Annotated in this window: 17 protein-coding genes; 5 read left to right on the forward strand and 12 right to left on the reverse strand. The window is 72.2% G+C overall.

Annotation, left to right across the window (positions count from 1 at the left end):
- Positions 1–1,104, reverse strand: a 1,104-nt coding sequence (locus ACIA79_RS10790; protein WP_399427845.1) for an Hsp70 family protein, incomplete at its 3' end; no start/stop codon positions are given.
- Between the two features lie 161 nt (positions 1,105–1,265).
- Between ACIA79_RS10790 and ACIA79_RS10795 the strand changes: the two genes are divergently transcribed.
- A complete protein-coding gene (locus tag ACIA79_RS10795) occupies positions 1,266–1,862 on the forward strand; it encodes a Type-2Aa cytolytic delta-endotoxin (protein ID WP_399427846.1) in 597 nt (198 codons plus the stop codon).
- Between the two features lie 92 nt (positions 1,863–1,954).
- On the opposite strand, the gene ACIA79_RS10800 is transcribed toward ACIA79_RS10795, so the two are convergent.
- A complete protein-coding gene (locus ACIA79_RS10800; protein WP_399428110.1) occupies positions 1,955–3,436 on the reverse strand; it encodes an MFS transporter in 1,482 nt (493 codons plus the stop codon).
- Between the two features lie 266 nt (positions 3,437–3,702).
- On the opposite strand from ACIA79_RS10800, the gene ACIA79_RS10805 reads away from it, so the two are divergent.
- Together ACIA79_RS10805 and ACIA79_RS10810 are read left to right on the forward strand one after the other, a co-directional pair.
- Positions 3,703–4,479 carry an alpha/beta fold hydrolase gene (locus tag ACIA79_RS10805; protein WP_399427847.1) on the forward strand — a complete coding sequence of 259 codons (777 nt, stop codon included), beginning with the start codon at positions 3,703–3,705 and terminating at the stop codon, positions 4,477–4,479.
- Positions 4,476–5,756: a cytochrome P450 gene (locus tag ACIA79_RS10810; protein ID WP_399427848.1), complete on the forward strand. Its 1,281-nt coding sequence runs from the start codon at positions 4,476–4,478 to the stop codon at positions 5,754–5,756. Before ACIA79_RS10805 ends, ACIA79_RS10810 begins: the two co-directional genes overlap by 4 nt.
- Here the strand turns inward: ACIA79_RS10810 and ACIA79_RS10815 are convergent.
- Positions 5,712–6,932, reverse strand: a complete 1,221-nt coding sequence (locus ACIA79_RS10815; RefSeq protein ID WP_399427849.1) for an alpha/beta hydrolase family esterase — start codon at positions 6,930–6,932, stop codon at positions 5,712–5,714. The genes ACIA79_RS10810 and ACIA79_RS10815 overlap by 45 nt on opposite strands.
- A 336-nt stretch (positions 6,933–7,268) precedes the next feature.
- On the opposite strand from ACIA79_RS10815, the gene ACIA79_RS10820 reads away from it, so the two are divergent.
- A complete protein-coding gene (locus ACIA79_RS10820) occupies positions 7,269–7,634 on the forward strand; it encodes a hypothetical protein (protein ID WP_399427850.1) in 366 nt (121 codons plus the stop codon).
- 51 nt (positions 7,635–7,685) lie between these two features.
- On the opposite strand, the gene ACIA79_RS10825 is transcribed toward ACIA79_RS10820, so the two are convergent.
- The 9 genes from ACIA79_RS10825 to ACIA79_RS10865 form a co-directional block, all read right to left on the reverse strand.
- The gene (locus tag ACIA79_RS10825; RefSeq protein WP_399427851.1) at positions 7,686–9,032 is read right to left on the reverse strand and encodes a cytochrome P450; all 1,347 of its coding nucleotides are present in this window, start codon (positions 9,030–9,032) and stop codon (positions 7,686–7,688) included.
- Between the two features lie 16 nt (positions 9,033–9,048).
- Positions 9,049–10,146, reverse strand: a complete 1,098-nt coding sequence (locus ACIA79_RS10830) for a selina-4(15),7(11)-diene synthase (protein ID WP_399427852.1) — start codon at positions 10,144–10,146, stop codon at positions 9,049–9,051.
- Between the two features lie 163 nt (positions 10,147–10,309).
- Positions 10,310–11,740, reverse strand: coding sequence for a cytochrome P450 (locus ACIA79_RS10835; protein ID WP_399427853.1), 1,431 nt, complete (start codon positions 11,738–11,740; stop codon positions 10,310–10,312).
- Positions 11,737–12,369, reverse strand: a complete 633-nt coding sequence (locus tag ACIA79_RS10840) for a GTP-binding protein (protein ID WP_399427854.1) — start codon at positions 12,367–12,369, stop codon at positions 11,737–11,739. The genes ACIA79_RS10835 and ACIA79_RS10840 overlap by 4 nt, the downstream gene beginning before the upstream one ends.
- Complete coding sequence (locus ACIA79_RS10845) at positions 12,350–12,730, reverse strand: DUF742 domain-containing protein (protein ID WP_399427855.1); 381 nt, start codon at positions 12,728–12,730, stop codon at positions 12,350–12,352. Before ACIA79_RS10845 ends, ACIA79_RS10840 begins: the two co-directional genes overlap by 20 nt.
- Positions 12,727–13,128: a roadblock/LC7 domain-containing protein gene (locus tag ACIA79_RS10850; protein ID WP_031078813.1), complete on the reverse strand. Its 402-nt coding sequence runs from the start codon at positions 13,126–13,128 to the stop codon at positions 12,727–12,729. Before ACIA79_RS10850 ends, ACIA79_RS10845 begins: the two co-directional genes overlap by 4 nt.
- The gene (locus ACIA79_RS10855; protein WP_399428111.1) at positions 13,125–14,609 is read right to left on the reverse strand and encodes a sensor histidine kinase; all 1,485 of its coding nucleotides are present in this window, start codon (positions 14,607–14,609) and stop codon (positions 13,125–13,127) included. The genes ACIA79_RS10850 and ACIA79_RS10855 overlap by 4 nt, the downstream gene beginning before the upstream one ends.
- A gap of 480 nt (positions 14,610–15,089) precedes the next feature.
- The gene (locus ACIA79_RS10860) at positions 15,090–15,437 is read right to left on the reverse strand and encodes a tetratricopeptide repeat protein (protein WP_399427856.1); all 348 of its coding nucleotides are present in this window, start codon (positions 15,435–15,437) and stop codon (positions 15,090–15,092) included.
- 81 nt (positions 15,438–15,518) lie between these two features.
- Positions 15,519–16,214 (reverse strand): ester cyclase, encoded by a 696-nt coding sequence (locus tag ACIA79_RS10865; RefSeq protein ID WP_399427857.1) that lies wholly within the window; start codon positions 16,212–16,214, stop codon positions 15,519–15,521.
- Positions 16,215–16,435: 221 nt separating this feature from the next.
- On the opposite strand from ACIA79_RS10865, the gene ACIA79_RS10870 reads away from it, so the two are divergent.
- Entirely contained in the window at positions 16,436–17,530 is a 1,095-nt protein-coding gene (locus ACIA79_RS10870) for a S1 family peptidase (protein WP_399427859.1), read from the forward strand.
- Positions 17,531–17,536: the final 6 nt, after the last annotated feature.

Consider the following 17,536-nt stretch of genomic DNA (forward strand, 5'->3'; position numbering starts at 1 on the left):
GTCGAGGAGCAGGACGTCCTTGACCTCACCCTTGAGGACACCGGCCTGGAGCGAGGCGCCGATGGCGACGACCTCGTCCGGGTTCACACCCTTGTGCGGGTCCTTCCCCGTCAGCTCCCTGACCAGGTCCGTCACCGCGGGCATGCGCGTCGAACCGCCGACCATGATCACGTGGTGGATGTCGGAGAGCTTGATGCCCGCGTCCTTGATCGCGTTGTGGAACGGAGTCCGGCAGCGCTCCAGCAGGTCCGCGGTCAGCTGCTGGAACTGGGCGCGGGTGAGCTTCTCGTCCAGGTGCAGCGGCCCCTCGGCGGACGCCGTGATGTAGGGCAGGTTGATCGTCGTCTCGGTCGCCGCCGACAGCTCGATCTTGGCCTTCTCGGCCGCCTCGCGCAGGCGCTGCAGCGCCATCTTGTCCTTGGACAGATCGATCCCGTACCCGGAATGGAACTGCTTGACCAGGTGGTCGACCACCCGCTGGTCCCAGTCGTCCCCGCCCAGGTGGGTGTCGCCGTTGGTGGCCTTCACCTCGACGACGCCGTCGCCGATCTCCAGCAGCGAGACGTCGAAGGTGCCGCCACCGAGGTCGAAGACCAGGATGGTCTGGTCCTCCTTGTCGAGGCCGTACGCCAGGGCCGCGGCCGTCGGCTCGTTGATGATGCGCAGGACGTTCAGGCCGGCGATGCGGCCCGCCTCCTTCGTGGCGGTCCGCTGCGCGTCGTTGAAGTACGCCGGGACGGTGATGACCGCGTCGGACACGTCCTCGCCCAGGTACGCCTCGGCGTCCCGCTTCAGCTTCTGCAGCACGCGCGCGGAGATCTCCTGCGCGGTGTAGCGCCTGCCGTCGATGTCCCCGGTCTCCGGGAAGCGCCAGCCGGTGTCGCCCACGTGGCGCTTGACCGAGCGGGCTGTCCGGTCGACATTCGTCACGGCCTGGCGCTTGGCGACCTCGCCGACCAGCACCTCGCCGTTCTTGGCGAAGGCGACGACGGACGGCGTGGTCCGGGCGCCCTCGGTGTTGGTGATGACGGTCGGCTCACCGGCCTCCAGGACGCTGACGACGGAGTTCGTCGTACCGAGGTCGATACCCACTGCACGGGCCATGGGAGCGCACCTCCTCCTCCACGATCTGGATAAAACGTCTCAATACACCCTGTCAAGGGCCGGCGGTCCCCACGGCGGCCGGACCGCTGATCATGGACCTCGGGGCTACCGGCATACTGTGCCGCTGCGGCGCGACCCCTTCCGACACACGAGGAGCAGCCATGGCCGAACAGCCCGCTGCCGAGAAGACGACCTTCCTGCCGGTCTTCGAGGTGGGACCGGCCCACCTGTCCCGGGCCCGGGGCATCGAAGCCACGTTCCAGCACGCGATCGCCCCGGCGACGGTGAACTTCGACTTCGGCGAGATCAGCAGGGCGGCCGCCGCCATCCCCGACGGCTCCACCGTCCGGATCATCCGCGGCTGGGGCCTGCAGGAGACCGCCCCCGTCAGCGTCATGGTGCTGTCCCTGACGGAGGCGGTCCGCCAGGCGCTGTCCCGGCCGTTCACCAACTCCCGCTTCTGGCGGAAGGCCGAGGAGGCGCTCACCGGCGCGTTCGTCGGTCTCGGCCGGCAGCAGGGCACGCACTTGTCGTTCCACGAGGACACCGCGGAGCGCACGGGCTACTACTACAACCTCCTCTTCGCCCTGGAGGACGAGGAGACCGAGGGCCACCTGTACGCCGTCGCCCTGTGCCTCGACGCCACGCTCGCGCTGGACGGGGAGAAGGCCCGGTCGCTGAGCGCCGAGGACACCGCCCGGTGCCATCTGCGCGTCAACGCCATCGCCGTACGGCAGCCGCTGGGGAACACCGGCTGACGCGGCCCCCGCGCGGCCCGGGGCCCGACGGCCCCCGCCGGACCGCCCCCCGAGCGGGGCGGTCCGGCGGGACGCCGCCCCGGCCCGCCGGCTCACAACCCGCCCGGCCCCAGGCCGCCCTTCAGGCGCTCGAGGTCCGACGGGCGCACCTGAATCACCAGCAGGGCGATGACCGCGGCGACCGCCGTGAAGACCGCGGCCACGATGAACGCCGCCGAGACCCCGGACGTCAGGACCTGGTCGGCCCAGGGCGGCGGCAGTTCACGGGTCTGCTGGAACCGCAGCCGCTCCGCGGGGGTCGCCTGCGACAGGTACGCCCGTACCTGGTTCTCCGCCTCGTTGCGGTTCGCCGTGCCGAAGACGGTCACCAGGATGGACAGGCCCAGCGAACCGCCCACCTGCTGCATCGCGTTGAGCAGCCCGGACGCCGCGCCCGACTCGTGGGCCGGCACGTCCGACAGCGCCATCAGCGTCAGCGAGACGAACTGCATCCCCATGCCCATGCCGAAGACGAGCATCGGACCGAGGATGCTGCCCAGATACGTGGAGTGCACGTCGGTCAGCGTCAGCCAGGCCAGCCCCACCGCGGTCAGCAGCGCCCCCACCACCATGAACGGCTTGGGCCCGTACTTCGGCAGCAACTGCGAGGCCAGGCCCGCGCCGACCGCGATGATCGCGCTCACCGGCAGGAACGCCACGCCCGCCGCCAGCGGGCTGAAGTCGAGGACGTTCTGCACGAAGAGCGTCAGGAAGAAGAACATCCCGAAGATGGCGGCGGCCAGGCACAGCATGATGCCGTAGGTGCCCGCCCGGTTGCGGTCGGCGAACATGTGCAGCGGCGTGATGGGCTGGCGCGAGCGGCGCTCCACGAACACGAACACGGCGAGTATCACCACGGCGGCCCCGAACGACGCCACCGTCAGGGGGTCCCCCCACCCGTCCTGCGCGGCCCGGATGAACCCGTACACCAGCAGGACCATGCCGAGGGTCGAGCTGAGCGCCCCCGTGATGTCGAAGTGGCCCGGATGGCGCTCCGACTCACGGATCCAGCGCGGCGTCGCCAGGACGATGAGCAGCCCGATCGGCACGTTGACGAAGAACACCCAGCGCCAGTCGAGCCAGGACACCAGCATGCCGCCCGCCAGGAGCCCGATCGCACCCCCGCCCGCCGACACCGCGGCGAAGACGCCGAACGCCCGGTTGCGCTCCGGCCCTTCCTCGAACGTCGTACTGATCAGGGCCAGCGACGTCGGGGAGGCGATCGCGCCGCCGACGCCCTGGAGCGCCCGCGCCGCCAGCAACTGCGCGGAGTTCTGGGCCAGTCCGCCGAGCAGCGAGGCCAGGACGAACAGCAGCACGCCGAAGACGAACACCCGCCGCCGCCCGAGGATGTCACCCGTGCGGCCGCCCAGGAGCAGCAGCCCGCCGAAGGTGAGCGTGTAGGCGTTGACCACCCACGAGAGATTGGTGGTCGAGAAGTCCAGCGAGCTCTGGATGTGCGGCAGTGCGATGTTCACGATGGTGATGTCGAGGACGACCATCAACTGGCAGGAGGCGATCACCAGGAGCGCGATCCCGTTGCCGCCGCCCCGCCCGGGCGCCGTGGTGCCGGGTGCGGGAGTCGGCCGAGGTGTGGTCATGGCGCAGTGCCCTCACCGAAAGGTCGGTGAACGGTTCCGGGGCGTCGCCGGCCCCGCCGTCCACCATTCGACCGTAAGCCGGGGACCGGAGCGCCACCAGTCGATCAAAGCGACCACCGCGGGCGCCCCGTTCGCGCCCTTGTGGCGCGGCCCGGCACGGGACAAGGTGGTCCCGTCCTCTCCCGATCGGAGCGTGCCCGATGGCCCCCTTCGTCCTGCCCCACCGGCTGCTCGGCGACGGACCCCACCGGGTGTTCGCCGTCCACGGCTGGCTCGCCGACCGCGACGCCTACGCGCCCGTCCTGCCCGACCTCGACCTCGGAGCCTTCACCTACGCCGTTGTGGACCTGCGCGGTTATGGGGAAGCCAGGGACGCCCACGGCGCGTACACCACCCGCGAGGCCGCCGGCGACCTGCTCGAACTCGCCGTCCGGCTCGGCTGGGACCGCTTCTCGCTGATCGGCCACTCCATGGGCGGCAGCGTCGCCCAGCGGGTCCTGGCCGCCGCTCCCGACCGGGTCCGCAGGCTCGTCGGCATCTCCCCGGTGCCCGCCGAGGGCCTGCCGATGCCTCCGGAGCAGTGGGAACTGTTCGCCGGGGCGGCCGAACGCCCCGAGAACCGCCGCACCATCATCGACCTCACCACCGGCGGCAGCCGCCCCGGCGCCTGGCTCGACCGCATGGTGCGCCGCTCCCTGGAGCGCAGCGACCCCAAGGCGGTCCGTGCCTGGCTCGACTCATGGGCGAGCGAGGACTTCCACGCCGAGGTCGACGGCCTCGCCGTACCCGCCCTCGCCGTCACCGGCGCGCTCGACCCGGCGCTCGGCGCGGACCTCATGCGCCGCAGCTGGCTGGGGCGCTACCCGAACGGCCTGCTCACCGAGCTGCCCCGGGCCGGCCACTACGCCATGGACGAGACCCCGCTCGAACTCGTCCGCACCGTCGAGGACTTCCTGCGCGCGGACGGACCCGCGTGACACCCGGCACCGACGTCTTCGACCCCCGCCTGTACGCGCGCGGGATCCCGCACGACACCTACCGCGCCCTGCGCGACAGCACGCCGGTGGCCTGGCAGGACGAGTACGAGGTGCTGGGCTGGCCCGCGGGTCCCGGATTCTGGGCCGTGACCCGCCACCACGACGTCGTGGGCGTCCTCAAGGACACCCGCACGTTCTCCTCGTACCTCGGCGCCACCCAGATCCGCGATCCGGACCCGGCCGACCTGCCGTTCATCCGCCGCATGATGCTCAACCAGGACCCGCCCGCCCACGGCAGGCTGCGGCGGATGGTCAGCCGCGCGTTCACACCCGGGCGGACCGACCGCTTCACGGACGCGGTACGGACCCGCGCCCGTGAGCTGCTGCGCACCGCGTACGCCACCGCCCGCGACGGCGACGGAACGGTCGATCTCGTCCGCACCGTCACCGACGAGTACGCCCTGCTCAACCTCACCGACCTCCTCGGCGTACCGAGGAGCGACCGCGGGCTGCTGCTCGCCTGGACCGAGCGGGTCATCGCCTACCAGGACCCCGACGAGCCACCGGTCCTCGGACCGGACGGCACACCCCTCGACCCGCGGTCGCCCGCGATGCTGCGGGAGATGTTCGCGTACGCCCAGGAGCTCGCGGCACACAAGCGCGCCCACCCCGGGGACGACGTCATCACCTCCCTCGCGCACGCGGACCTGTCGGAGGGGGAGCTGGAGATGTTCTTCTTCCTGCTGACGGTCGCCGGGAACGACACCGTCCGCAGCGCCGCCCCCGGCGGTTTCCTCGCCCTCGCCGAACACCCCGGCACGCAACGGCTGCTGCGCGCCGGGGCGTTCCGCCTCGACACCGCCGTGGAGGAGCTGCTGCGGGTGCACCCGCCCGTCCTGCACTTCCGCCGCACGGCGACGGAGGACTGCGTCCTGGCCGGGCAGCGCGTCCGCGCCGGGGACAAGGTCGTGGTGTTCCACGCCTCCGCCAACCACGACGAGCGTGTCTTCGACGACCCGCACCGCCTGGACCCGGGCCGCTCCCCGAACCCGCACGTGTCCTTCGGCGACGGCCCGCACATCTGCCTGGGCGCCCACTTCGCCCGCCTCCAGCTGCGCGCCCTGCACGAGGAGGCGCTGCGCGCCCTGCCCCCGTACACCGTGGCCGCCCCGCCCCGGCGGCTGGTCTCCCACTTCATCAACGGTCTGAAGTCGCTGCCCCTGCGCCTCTCCTCAGGGGCAGGTGCCGTCGGCGACGGTGAAGTACCCGGCCGGTGACTCCTTCAGGGTGTGGGTGACGAACGTGTTGTACAGCCCCATGCCCTGCTGCGAGCCCTTGGCCCAGGTGTAGCCGCCGCTCGTGGTGGCGCGGCCCGCCCGGACGTGGTGGTGGTTGCTGCCGGTCCAGCAGGATGCGGTGCCGTCCCCGGGGCCGGGCGGCGGGGTCGGGTCCCCGCCGGATTCCGTCAGCCCGAAGAAGCCCGCGATCCAGTGGCTGGAGCAGATGGAGTCGAGGAAGTACGCGGCGGCGGTCGAGCCGCACTGCGCGGGCCCGGTCCCCGGGTCGACGGGCGTGCCGTGGCCGATGGCCGGAACCCGGTTCACCTCGACGGCGACCGTGCCGTCCGCGGCCGCGTACTCCTCGTGGCGCGTGGAGTCGGGACCGATGACGGAGGTGCGGGTGGGCTGGGGGGAGAGCCCGTGCACGGCGGTCCACTGGTCGCGCAGCTCATCGGCGTTGCGGGGCACCACCGTGGTGTCGCGGTCGCCCTGCCAGACCGCCACCCGCGGCCACGGCCCCGTCCACGCCGGATGGGCGTCCCGCACGCGCTGCGCCCACTGGGCGGGGCTCAGGTCCACCCCCGGGTTCATGCAGGAGTACGCGGACGCGACGTCCCGGGCGCAGTCGTACGGGACGCCCGCGACGACGGCCCCGGCGGTGAAGACGTCCGGGTAGGCGGCGAGCACGACGGACGTCATGGCGCCGCCGGCCGACAAGCCCGTGACGTACACCCGCCGCGGATCCGCGCCGTACGACGCGACGGCGTGCGCCACCATCTGCCGGATCGACGCGGCCTCGCCCTGGCCGCGCCGGCTGTCCGCGGTCTGGAACCAGTTGAAGCACTTGTTGAGGTTGTTGGACGCCCGCTGCTCGGCGAAGACCAGCAGGAACCCGGCGCGGGCCGCCACCTGCGGCAGGCCCGAGTGGTCGGCGTACACCTGGGCGCTCTGCGTGCAGCCGTGGAGGGCGACCACCACGGGCGGGGAGGCGGGCAGCGACGCGGGGCGGTGGACGTACATGGCCAGCTGGCCCGGGTTGCTCCCGAACCCGGTGACCGGGGTGAGCGCGACGCCGGCGGCACGGGCGGCGGGGACCGGGCCGGACAGCACGGCGGCGACCGTCATGACGAGCACGGTCAGGGCGGCCCGCAAGCGGGGGACGGGGAAGGGCATGGCGGCTCCTCGCGAGGCGTGGGGATGCTCCCGGCGGCCGCCGCCGCGGCCGGACGCAGGCCGCCGGGGTGACCCGCACCGTAGGCCGCCCCCGCACCGGCGGTGTATGGCCTCGGCCCCCACAGTCCGTCCTCCGCACACCGCCCACCGGGCGATTGCGGCGGGCGGGCGGCCGGTGCTATGCGCCGTTCCGGCCGGGTGTGGCGCGTCGCCGTGCGGGCATCCGACATCCGCAGGCAGTGGCAGGCAGTGGCACCAGGCCGTACGCAGTCGTCACGAGCCGTCACGAGCCGTCACGAGTCGTCACGAGTCGTCCGGAACACGGGGAGGCCGGGAGTGGTCGTCGCACGCGGATTACCGGAAGGTCCCACGGAGTGGGCCTGGCTGGCAGGCATCATCGGCGCCTACCTCGCCATCAGTTACCTCCTCGCCTACCGGGCCCGGCGCCGGCGCGGCGCGTCCGCCGCGGCGCGCGGCGCGCTGCACGACCTCGGGGACCGCCGGCCCGTGCAGCCGCCGGGGCAGTACCTGGCGAGCCGCATGATCATGCTGGGCGGCGCCCTGGTCACCGGCGTCGCCGGCTTCCTCACGTCCGGCGCCGTACGCGTGGTCGTGGTCGTGGTCGTCGGCCTCCTGGCGATCGCCCTGTGGGCGTACTTCGACCACCGCACCGAAGTGCGGTCGTCGCAGCGCGCGGAGTGACGCCCCTGCACCCGCCGTCCCCCGGTCGCGACGACCGGGGGCAGCCGGCGGTCAGGCGTCCCGGGGCAGGACGGTCATGGGGACGCGGTCGGGGTGGGCCATCGCGGACGCGGCCGCCCGAGGGGCGGGCTGCCCGTCTTGGGGGCGCAGCTTCCAGCGGCGCAGGACCGTCGCCAGGACGATGGTGGCCTCCGTCCACGCGAAGGCGTCACCGATGCATTTGCGGTTGCCGGAGCCGAACGGCACGAATTCCTCGCGGCCCAGCGCGGCACGGCGTTCGGGCAGCCACCGGTCGGGGTCGAAGCGGTCGGGTTCCTCGAACAGGCCGGGATCGCGGTGCAGGGCGTAGAGGCTGAAGGCGACTTCCGAACCGGCGGGCAGCGAGAAACCGCCGAGTTCCACGTCGGCCGTCGCCCGCCGCATCAGGAGCGTGACGCCGTACAGCCGGATGACCTCGTCGAGCACCCGCCGGATCGCCGTCAGACGGGGGACGTCCTCCATGGTCACCGGACGGCTGCCCACGACCCGGTCGATCTCGTCCACCACCTCTCGCTCCACCTCGGGGTGGCGAGCCAGCTCGTGGAAGGCCCAGGAGAGCGTGGAGGCCGTGGTCTCGGTACCGGCGAAGAGGATGGTGACGAGCTCGTCCCTGACCTCGGTGTCGGTGAGCGCCTCGCCGGTGTCGGCGTCCCGGGCGGCGAGCAGCACCGAGAGCAGATCGGACCGGTCGGTCCGCCCGGCTCGCCGCGTGGCCGTGATGACGTCGTCGATCACTTGGCGCATGCCGGCCGAAGCGGCGTCGAAGTCGCGGTTGGCCCGCACCGGCAGGCGGTCGAGGAACCGGGGGGAGGCGGCGCGGATCAGCATGTTCTTCAGGATGACGGGCAGATGCCGGCGCACCGCCTCCACCGCGGGGCGTCCGATGTCCGTGGAGAACATCGTCGCGGCCAGCGTCTCGATGGCGAACTCACCCATGACCTGCTCGACCGCGATCCGCTGCCCCGGTGTCCAGGACGTGGCGAGCGCCAGGGCGCGATCGCTCATGATGTCGGCGTAACCGGCGATGCGCTGGTGATGGAACAGCGGCTGCACCAGCCGGCGGTGGCGGCGATGGATGTCGCCGTCGGCCGTCGCCAGTCCGTTCCCGACGAGAGGCCGTACCCGGTCGTACAGGCGACCCTTCTCGAAACTCCGCGCCTGTCTGACGGTCACCTCGTTGACCATCCGCGCCGAGGTCGCGACATACATGGGCATGGTGCCGAGATCGACCCGCACCAGATCACCGCTCTCGCGCAGGGACCCCAGGAAGCCGAGCGGGTCACGCCACAGCTTCAGGGCGTGTCCGAGGAGGGGCACCCCTCCGGGGGCGCGCGGCACCGATTGCAATCGGACTGACACCGATGAATCCTTTGCTCTAGGCGGTGCGCTGGACCGGCCGGCGCATCGTGCGGCGCGCGGTTGCGGCCGGGAGGAGGTCCCACCACCAGGCGATCACGGGGATGTCCAGCGGTTCGGTGCTGTCGTCCGTGGGCCGGTCGGTGAACAGCGAAGGCATGCTCGCCGGGCTATGGGCAGTGGTGTACCGCACGGAGCTGATGCCCCAGTCCTGCGCACCGCGGATGAAGTGGGCCAGACTGGCGAGGTACTGGCGCAGTTGGGGGCTGCCGTGGTCCGACAGGTACTCGGTGAGGCGCATGAACAAGCACATCACCCGGTCCCGCTGGGCGATGGCGGTGCGCAGTGCGTTCCGGGCAGTGAGTCCCTCGTGCTCCTCCAGCACCCGCAGGACGTTGAGGTAATAACCGGACCCGCTCTTCTCCTTGTGGTGCGAGAAGATGTCGTTGTCCCAGGTGATGATGAAGGAGGCCATCTCGGCCGCGGCGCGTACCGCCGTACGGTCCCGCTCGTGCGGCTGGAGTTCGTACCCGTAGCCCATTTCCAGCAGGGGCAGGACCACGGAAGTCGCCCCGTCGTACAGCCGCATGAGGGTGTAGTCGTCGAGGTTTGGAACGGTGCCGTTGCGGCGGTGGGACGCCTCCCAGACGACCGAGAAGAAGTACTCGCGCAGGGCGTCCACCCAGCGGGCCGTCTGCCCGGACGTCCCGTACCGGCTGATCCGCAGGCGCAGGTCGCGCAGACCGGCCGCGAGCGGGTCGCCCTGGAGGACGGGGGCCTCAGGGTTCTGGGCCACGCGCAGCAGCCGGTGGAGCATGCCGGCCAGTTCGCCCGGCCGGTGCCCGAGCTCACCTTCCTCGCAGTGACCGTCGTCCACGCCGAAGAGCCACAGGACGAAGTCGGCGAGGAGGGAGACGACTTCCTGGCGGCCGCCCGGCAGGATGCGGGCCGAGAACGTGCCGATGGCCTGTTGCACGAGGCGGCCACGCAGCTCGTCGGACCCTATGTGAAACGTTTCTGCCCAGGCGGCCGTCTGCACGTCCGCTTCGGCGTGACAGGGATGGATCGCCGGTGGGATGGGGGAGTAGATCGGCGGAACGATGAGCCCGGGGCCCACAGCGGCCTCCCTCTTGTCACGGGACGCGACGTGTGCCCCGGCGGCACTGGCGGCACACACGTCTCTTGCACCCCAGAGTGATCAACTATGGCGCATAGTAGTCACCCGTGACAGTTGATCCAATAGGACAATAGCCGCGCTGTGCTGCCTGGAACGCGGTGCCTCAGCGCCGGGACCGGAACAGCCGGGCCCACCACGACGTACGGGCACGCTCCCGTCCCACCGGCGCAGAGCCGGGCTCGACGGCCGTAACCGGAACCACCTCGGGCAGGGGGCCGGGGCCTGTGGTGGCGACGTCGGACCGGCCGGCTTCCCCCTCGGCCGCCGAGCGCGGTGGCGTGAACCGTACGGGCATCGATTCCAGCCGCTTGGACAGCCACGCCGCACGTGTCCGGAGGTCCCCCTCGGCCACGGCGAGCTGCAGATCGGGCAGCCTCGCCAGCAGCGTGTCGATGCCGGTGTCCGCAATGGCCCTGCCGATGTCCTGTCCGGGGCACTCGTGGGGACCGCTGCTGAAGGACAGGTGGGCACGGTTGCCCTGCAGCGGCGCGGACAGGTCGGGGCGGATCTCCGGGTCGACGTTCCCGGCCGCCACCCCCAGCAGGAGCATGTCGCCCGCCTTGATCCGCTGACCGCCGAGAAGGGTGTCGCCCGTGGCCCAGCGACCCGGAATCGCGGAGAGCGGCGGCGCGTCCCACAGCACCTTCTCCAGAGCGTCCGGCAGCGTCATGTGGCCACCGGCCAGGTTCGCCCGGAAGCGCCGGTCGGTGAGGACCAGGTGGAGCGTGTTCGCAATCAGGTTCACGGTGGTCTCGTTGGCGGCCACCAGGACGAGCCGCAGATGTTCCAGGACCTCGTTGTCGGTCAGCCCGGCGTCGTGACGGATGAGCCAGCTGGGCAGATCGTGCCCGGGGCTGACCTTCTTGCGTTCCGTCAGCGTCCGGAGCGTCGAGACGAGGAAGTCGTTGCTCGCGAGAGCCGTCTTGCTGCCCTTCATCAAATCCAGTGCCGCGTCGACCAGGCGCGGCCCGTACTCCTCGGGCATCCCGAGGAGCTGCGTCATCACCAGCATGGGGAGCTTCTCGGCGAAGTCCCCGATGAGGTCCGCCTGTCCGGTCGCGGCGAAGGAGTCGACGAGCTGGTTGGTGTACCGGATCACGTACCGGCGGATGCCCCGGCGGTCGAACTGCTCCAGGCTGCCGGTCACCGCACCGCGCAGGCGCTCGTGCTCCCGGCCGTCCGCGAAGACGCAGATCGGTTGCCACTGGATCATCGGACGGAGCGGCGAGTCCGGGGCCACCCTGCCTTCCTGGAACATGCGCCAGTTGCGCGAGTCACGGGAGAAGCGCGACGGAGAGCGCATCACCTCCAGGTTCTCCCGGTGGCCCAGCACCAGCCACGCCGGCAGGTCGCCGTGCAGCAGTACCGGCGCCACCGGGCCGTACCGGGCGCGCAGCGTCTCGTACAGCGCCTGCGGGTTCGACTCCGCGGCCGGGCCGTACAGCCGGTGCAGGGCTTCGGGGCCCATGCCGTGGGCCGGGCAGCCGGGGGGCGGGCCGGGGAGGGGGCCGGAAGCGGTGTCGGCCGTTGTCATGACGCCTCCTGCGTCGTGGCGAGGGTCTGGAGATAGCGCATCAACGTCATCAGGACGTCCTTGCCGGAGCTGCGCTGCCGCGCGTCGCACGGCACGATCGGCACCGAGGGCGGCAGGTCGAGCGCGCCGCGCAGCTCCTCGACCGGATACGCCGGGGCGTCCGGGAAGGAGTTGACGGCCACCACGAAGGGCACGCCGCGCTCCTCCAGCCGCCCGATCACGTCGAAGCTGACCTCCAGGCGGCGCGTGTCGACCAGCACGACCGCGCCCAGCGCGCCCTCGAACAGGCCGCGCCACAGGAACCAGAAGCGTTCCTGGCCGGGCGTGCCGAACAGGTACAGCACCAACTGCTCGTTGATGCTGATGCGGCCGAAGTCCATGGCGACGGTCGTCGAGGTCTTGCCGCCTATCCCGGCGGTGTCGTCCACCCCGACCCCGGCCTGGGTCATGGTCTCCTCGGTCGTCAGCGGCCGGATCTCGCTGACCGAGCCGACGAGGGTCGTCTTGCCGACGCCGAAGCCGCCCACGATCACCACCTTGACCGCGGTGGTGGCCGTCGCCGGCAGCACGTCCTCGCTCCGCGGCCCGCGCGCGAGCGCGCCTGCCGGCTCAGAGCTTCTGAAGTCCATCGATCACTGCCTCAATCAACGCGCGGTCGGGGAGTCGGGCGGGTGGGACGGGTGCGCGGGCGACGACCCGGTTGTCGGCGAGGAGGTCGCCCAGCAGGACGGTGACGACACTGACCGGGAGACCGAGGTACGCGGAGATCTCGGCGACCGACAGCGGCGCCTGGCACAGCTGGACGATCGCCGCGTGCTCCGGCTGCATCCCGGGCTTCACGCCCGCCCTGGCCACGATCAGCGTGACCAGGTCGAGCGCGGCGGGCGCCGACGTACCGCTGCGCCCGCCCGTGATGACGTACAGCCGCTCCGGGCTGCTCTCCTCCCAGTGCGCGCCGGTCCCGCCGCCCCCGTTGCCCGCGTCGCTCACTCGGCGTCCCGGCGCGGCGGGCTGCTCAGGTGCTCTCCGATCCGCAGGACGAGATCGCGCATGCGCTGGCCCATGAGCCCGGCGTCGACGCCTTCCCCGGCGAGCACGGCGAGGTACGCGCCGGTGCCGGCCGCCATCAGGTAGAAGAAGCCGCCGTTCATCTCTATGACCACCAGCCGCATCCTGCCGTCGCTGCCCGGGAGTTCGGTGGCGACGGCACCGGCCAGCGACTGCAGGCCGGCGCAGGCGGCGGCCAGCCGGTCCGCGGTGTCGTCGTCCGTGCCGTACTGGGCCATGCGCAGACCGTCGGCGGAGAGCACGACGACATGCCTGGTCTGCGGCACGCCTTCCGCGAGGTCCTTGAGCATCCAGTCCATATTGGCCTGCTGCTTGATCATGGCTGAGTGTTCCCCTTGCTTGCGTCGTTCGGCTCCCCGGTCAGGCCGCTCTGGAAGGCGGCCAGCCACATTCCGGGCTGCACCTGAGGTGAGGGCTCCGCGTCGGGAGCGGCGGTGGGCGCCGGTGCGGCCGGCGCGGAGGGTGCGGCGGCCGCACCGGCCGGCGGCGTCACCGGCTTCTTGCGGCGGCGCTGGGGCAGCCCGTTCGGGGTCCGCCCGGTCACGACCGGCGCGTGGTCGTCGGTCACCGGCCCGGTGGCCGAACGCGGCGCCGGGTCGGCGGCCGGGCCCGGGAGGGCCTCCGCGGCCGGGACGGTCGCACGGGGCACGGAGGAGGCACCGATGCCGTGGGCGAGGCCGCTGGCCGACGCGACGGTGGTGATCAGCTCCTGGGGTACGACCACGACGGCCCGGACACCGCCGTACGCGGACGGGCGCAGCGAGACCTGGAAGCCGTACGCCTGCGCCAGCCGGCCCACCACGGCGAGGCCGAGGCGCGGGGTCTCGCCCAGGTCGTTCAGGTCGATGCCCTGCTGGGCCTGGCGGAGCATGCGCTCGGCGCGCTTGCGGGCCTCCTCGCTCATGGAGACACCGCCGTCCTCGATCTCCACCGCGATGCCGGACTGCACGTCCACGGCGGTCAGATGGACCTTGGTCTGCGGCGGCGAGTAGCGCGTGGCGTTGTCGAGGAGCTCGGCGAGGGCGTGGATCAGCGGTTCGACGGCCGGGCCCGTGACGGCGACCTCGGTGACCGAGTGCAGCTCCACGCGCTGGTAGTCGAGGATGCGGGACATGGCGCCGCGCAGCACGCTGTACAGCGGGACGGCGCGGCTCCACTGGCGGCCCGGGCGGGCGCCTCCGAGGACCGCGATGGAGTCCGCGAGCCGCCCGATCAGCGCGGTGCCGTGGTCGATCCGGAGCAGGTCGCCGAAGACCTCCGGGCTGTTGCCGTGGCGGTCCTCCATCTCCCGCAGCTCCTGGGCCTGTTGGTGCACGATGGCCTGGACGCGCCGGGCGATGTTCACGAAGGCGCGCTGCGCGGACTCGCGCAGGTCCTCCTCGGCGACGACCGCGTCGACGACCACGCGTACGACCGCCTGGTGCTCGTCGGGCGCGGTGAGCGAGGCCAGCACGTCCTCGGGGAACTCCCCGCGCCGCAGGCGCTCGACGGCGTCCGGCAGCAACGTTCCGGCCAGATGCGCGGTCTCCGCGTGCCGCCGGGCCAGGGCGGTGTCGCGGGCGGCGACGGTGCGCCGCAGCTCTTCGATCACCCGCCCCCGGCGGGCGGCCGCCATGCCTGTCGCGGCGAGCGCGAGGGCGGCCAGGGCCCCGATGGCGCCGACCGGGACGCGCGCGGAAGCGGACGCCAGGGCCGCGGTGACACCGGCGGCGACGGCGGTCAGAGCGGCGGGCAGGAGCCACACGAAAGAGGCCGCGGACCGCGGGCTTCCACTTCCGGGCGACGATGTCTCACGGACCATCAGCACCATCAAACCCATCGAACGAGAAAGATCATATGACGACGGGCGGGAGCATAGCCCGTTGCAGTCAAGGGGTTTGACGGCGGGTCACCGCGTTGGCGTGATCTGTTCGGTGCCGCTGAAGCGGAGTGAGTACCTCCGCCGGTGGTCCCCGTAGGCCTCGGGATCGGCGCACGAAGGGCGGGGTGGCAGCGCCACCGCCGCGGCGGAATGCGGGCCTGGAATGGCGGCCGGGGTCGGGGGCGCCGGTTCAGGGGCGGGTGGCGGCCCGGGGGCGCTGGCGCCACCGGCTCGGCGGCGGGTGGCGCCCCGAGGGCCGGCCGGGGGGATCCGCGGGGTGCCGGGCCGTCACCCGCGCATCGGCGCGGCGGCAGCGGCGCGGTACCCGCGCGTGGCCAGGGGCACGCGGCAGCGGCACGGCACCGGCGCATCGGCAGCGCCCCGGCACCCGGCGCCCCCGCGCCCGGCCCGGCGTGGGGGTCAGGGCCGGTCGAAGTCGCCCGCGAGTGCCGCCGCGACGCGCAGGTGCGTTTCGGCTTCTTCGTGCCGTCCCTGCCGCTGGAGCGTGCGCCCCAGCATCAGCCGGGCGTAGTGCTCGACGGGGTCGCTCTCCACGACGGCGCGCAGCTCGGCCTCGGCGCTGCGCAACTGGGCCGAGTGGTAGTAGGACCGTGCCAGCAGCAGCCGCGGTCCCGTCTGCTCCGGCACTTCGTCGACCAGCGCGCGCAGGACGAGCGCGGCGGCCGCGTAGTCCTTGGCGTCGAAGAACAGCCGCGCCCGCTCCCAGCGCTCGGCCGGGGTCCCGTGGTCGTAGTACGTCGCGTTCACTCCAACCTCCTCGGCGCCGTCAACGAGCCACACCGGTTGAATATTCCACTACCTGACCGGCGTGGCTCGTGTGCGGCGGTGCTAGCCCTCGACGACCCCCAGCTGCCGCATCAGGCCGAGGTCGTCGACGTTCCACCAGCTCTCGGCGATCTTGCCGTCCTTGCAGCGGAACGTCGCGTGGCCCGTGCCGGCGACGTCGCGGCCGGTGGCCTCCAGGCCGTGGTACGTGCCCACGTGGCGGCCGGTGAACGTCATCCGCAGACAGACCAGGTCGCCCTCGGCGACGAGGCTCTCGATGGTGCACGTCGGCCGGAACCCCTCCATGATCTCCCGGTTCTCGGCCTTGGCGGTCTCCAGGTCCACGTCGTACGACGAGAGCGAGGGGTCGTGCTCGCGGTAGTCGGCGCTGCACAGCGAGTCCGCCGCGTCGACGTTCCCTGCGTTGATCACGTCGTCGACGAAGCGCTGCACCATGAGCTTGTTGAGCTGCTGGTCGCCGACGACGTCCAGGTCGGTGAACGACGGTTCGCCGTCGCAGAGCGCCATCAGCTGCTCGTAGATCCGGTTGGTCTCGGGCAGGTTCGAGTTCTTCATCGCCTCCTCGTACGAGGGGAACTCCACGATCTCCACCACGTGGGTGCTGTCGGAGCGGTCCCGTCCGACGATCGAATGCGTGGCCGTCCGCTTACCCTCGGTCGCTTCGATCCACTGGTCCATCAGGCCGCGTAGCTCGTCGACCCGGTCCGTCTTGAGGTCGATGACCTGGACGAATGACATGGTCCCTCCTGTGCTCGGATCGCTGGGGCAATTTCAGAATATGCCCGTTATGAGATGAATGTTCGGCTCCATGGCGGGGGTCTCCGGGCACGGCCGGGTCCGTGGCCGCTGAACGCGACGGCCCCGCCGTCCGTACGAAGGGGCGGACGCGTCCCCCCGGCAGCCGTCGGCCGCCGGAGTCCGAACGACCAGCAGGAGCCACCGAGTTGACCCACAGGCGCATGACCAAGCGAAAAGCCGTCCTCGCAGGAGCCGGAGCCACCGGCATCGTCGCCGCGGCGATCCTGCTGCCCAACGCCAATGCCTCGCAGTCCCCAGCCGGCTCCGGACCGGTCGTCGCCCGGAAGATGACCGCCGCCTCCGCCGCCGGCGTCGCCGAGAAGCTCGGTGAGCGGCTCGGTGACGCGTACGGCGGGGCGTACTACGACGCCGGCAAGCAACGGCTCGTCGTCAACGTCGTCGGGGACGACGACGCCGCCGAGGCCGCCGTCGCACAGTCCGGCGCGGTGCCCCGCGCCGTGCGCAACAGCACCGCCACCCTGAAGTCCGCGGCGGGCACACTGACCCGCCGGGCCGCCATCCCGGGCACCGCCTGGGCCGTCGACCCCCGTACCAACCAGGTGATCGTCACGGCCGACCGCACGGTCACCGGCCAGAGATGGGACCGGCTGGAGACGGCCGTGGAGGCCCTCGGCGAGGGTGTCGCGCGGATCCAGAAGTCCAAGGGCGAGTTCAAGCCCTTCGCCGACGGCGGCGACGCCATCTTCGGCGGCGGTTCCCGCTGCTCCCTCGGCTTCAACGTCACCACCCAGGACGGAGGGCGCGGCTTCCTGACCGCCGGCCACTGCGGTGTCGCCGCCGACCGGTGGACCGACGAGAACGGCGCGGCCCTGGGCACCGTCCAGGCCGCCACCTTCCCGGGCGAGGGCGACTTCGCCCTCGTCACGTACGACGACCCCGGCGCCGACGCCCCCGACGTCGTCGACGTGGGCGGCGGGCAGACGGTGCCGATCCGCGGCGCGGCCGAGGCCGCCGTAGGCCAGCAGGTGTTCCGGATGGGCAGCACCACCGGTCTCAGGGACGGCCAGGTCACCGGCCTCAACGCCACGGTGAACTACCCGGAGGGCACGGTCACCGGCCTGATCCAGACCGATGTCTGCGCCGAACCGGGGGACAGCGGAGGCGCGTTGTTCACCCGCGACGGGGCCGCCATAGGCCTGACCTCGGGCGGCAGCGGGAACTGCGACGTGGGCGGCGAGACGTTCTTCCAGCCCGTGACGACCGCGCTGGACGCGGTCGGCGCCCGCATCCCCTGACCGCGC

This window comes from Streptomyces sp. NPDC051310 (assembly GCF_044455245.1).
In the GTDB taxonomy this organism is placed as follows: Bacteria; Actinomycetota; Actinomycetes; order Streptomycetales; family Streptomycetaceae; genus Streptomyces.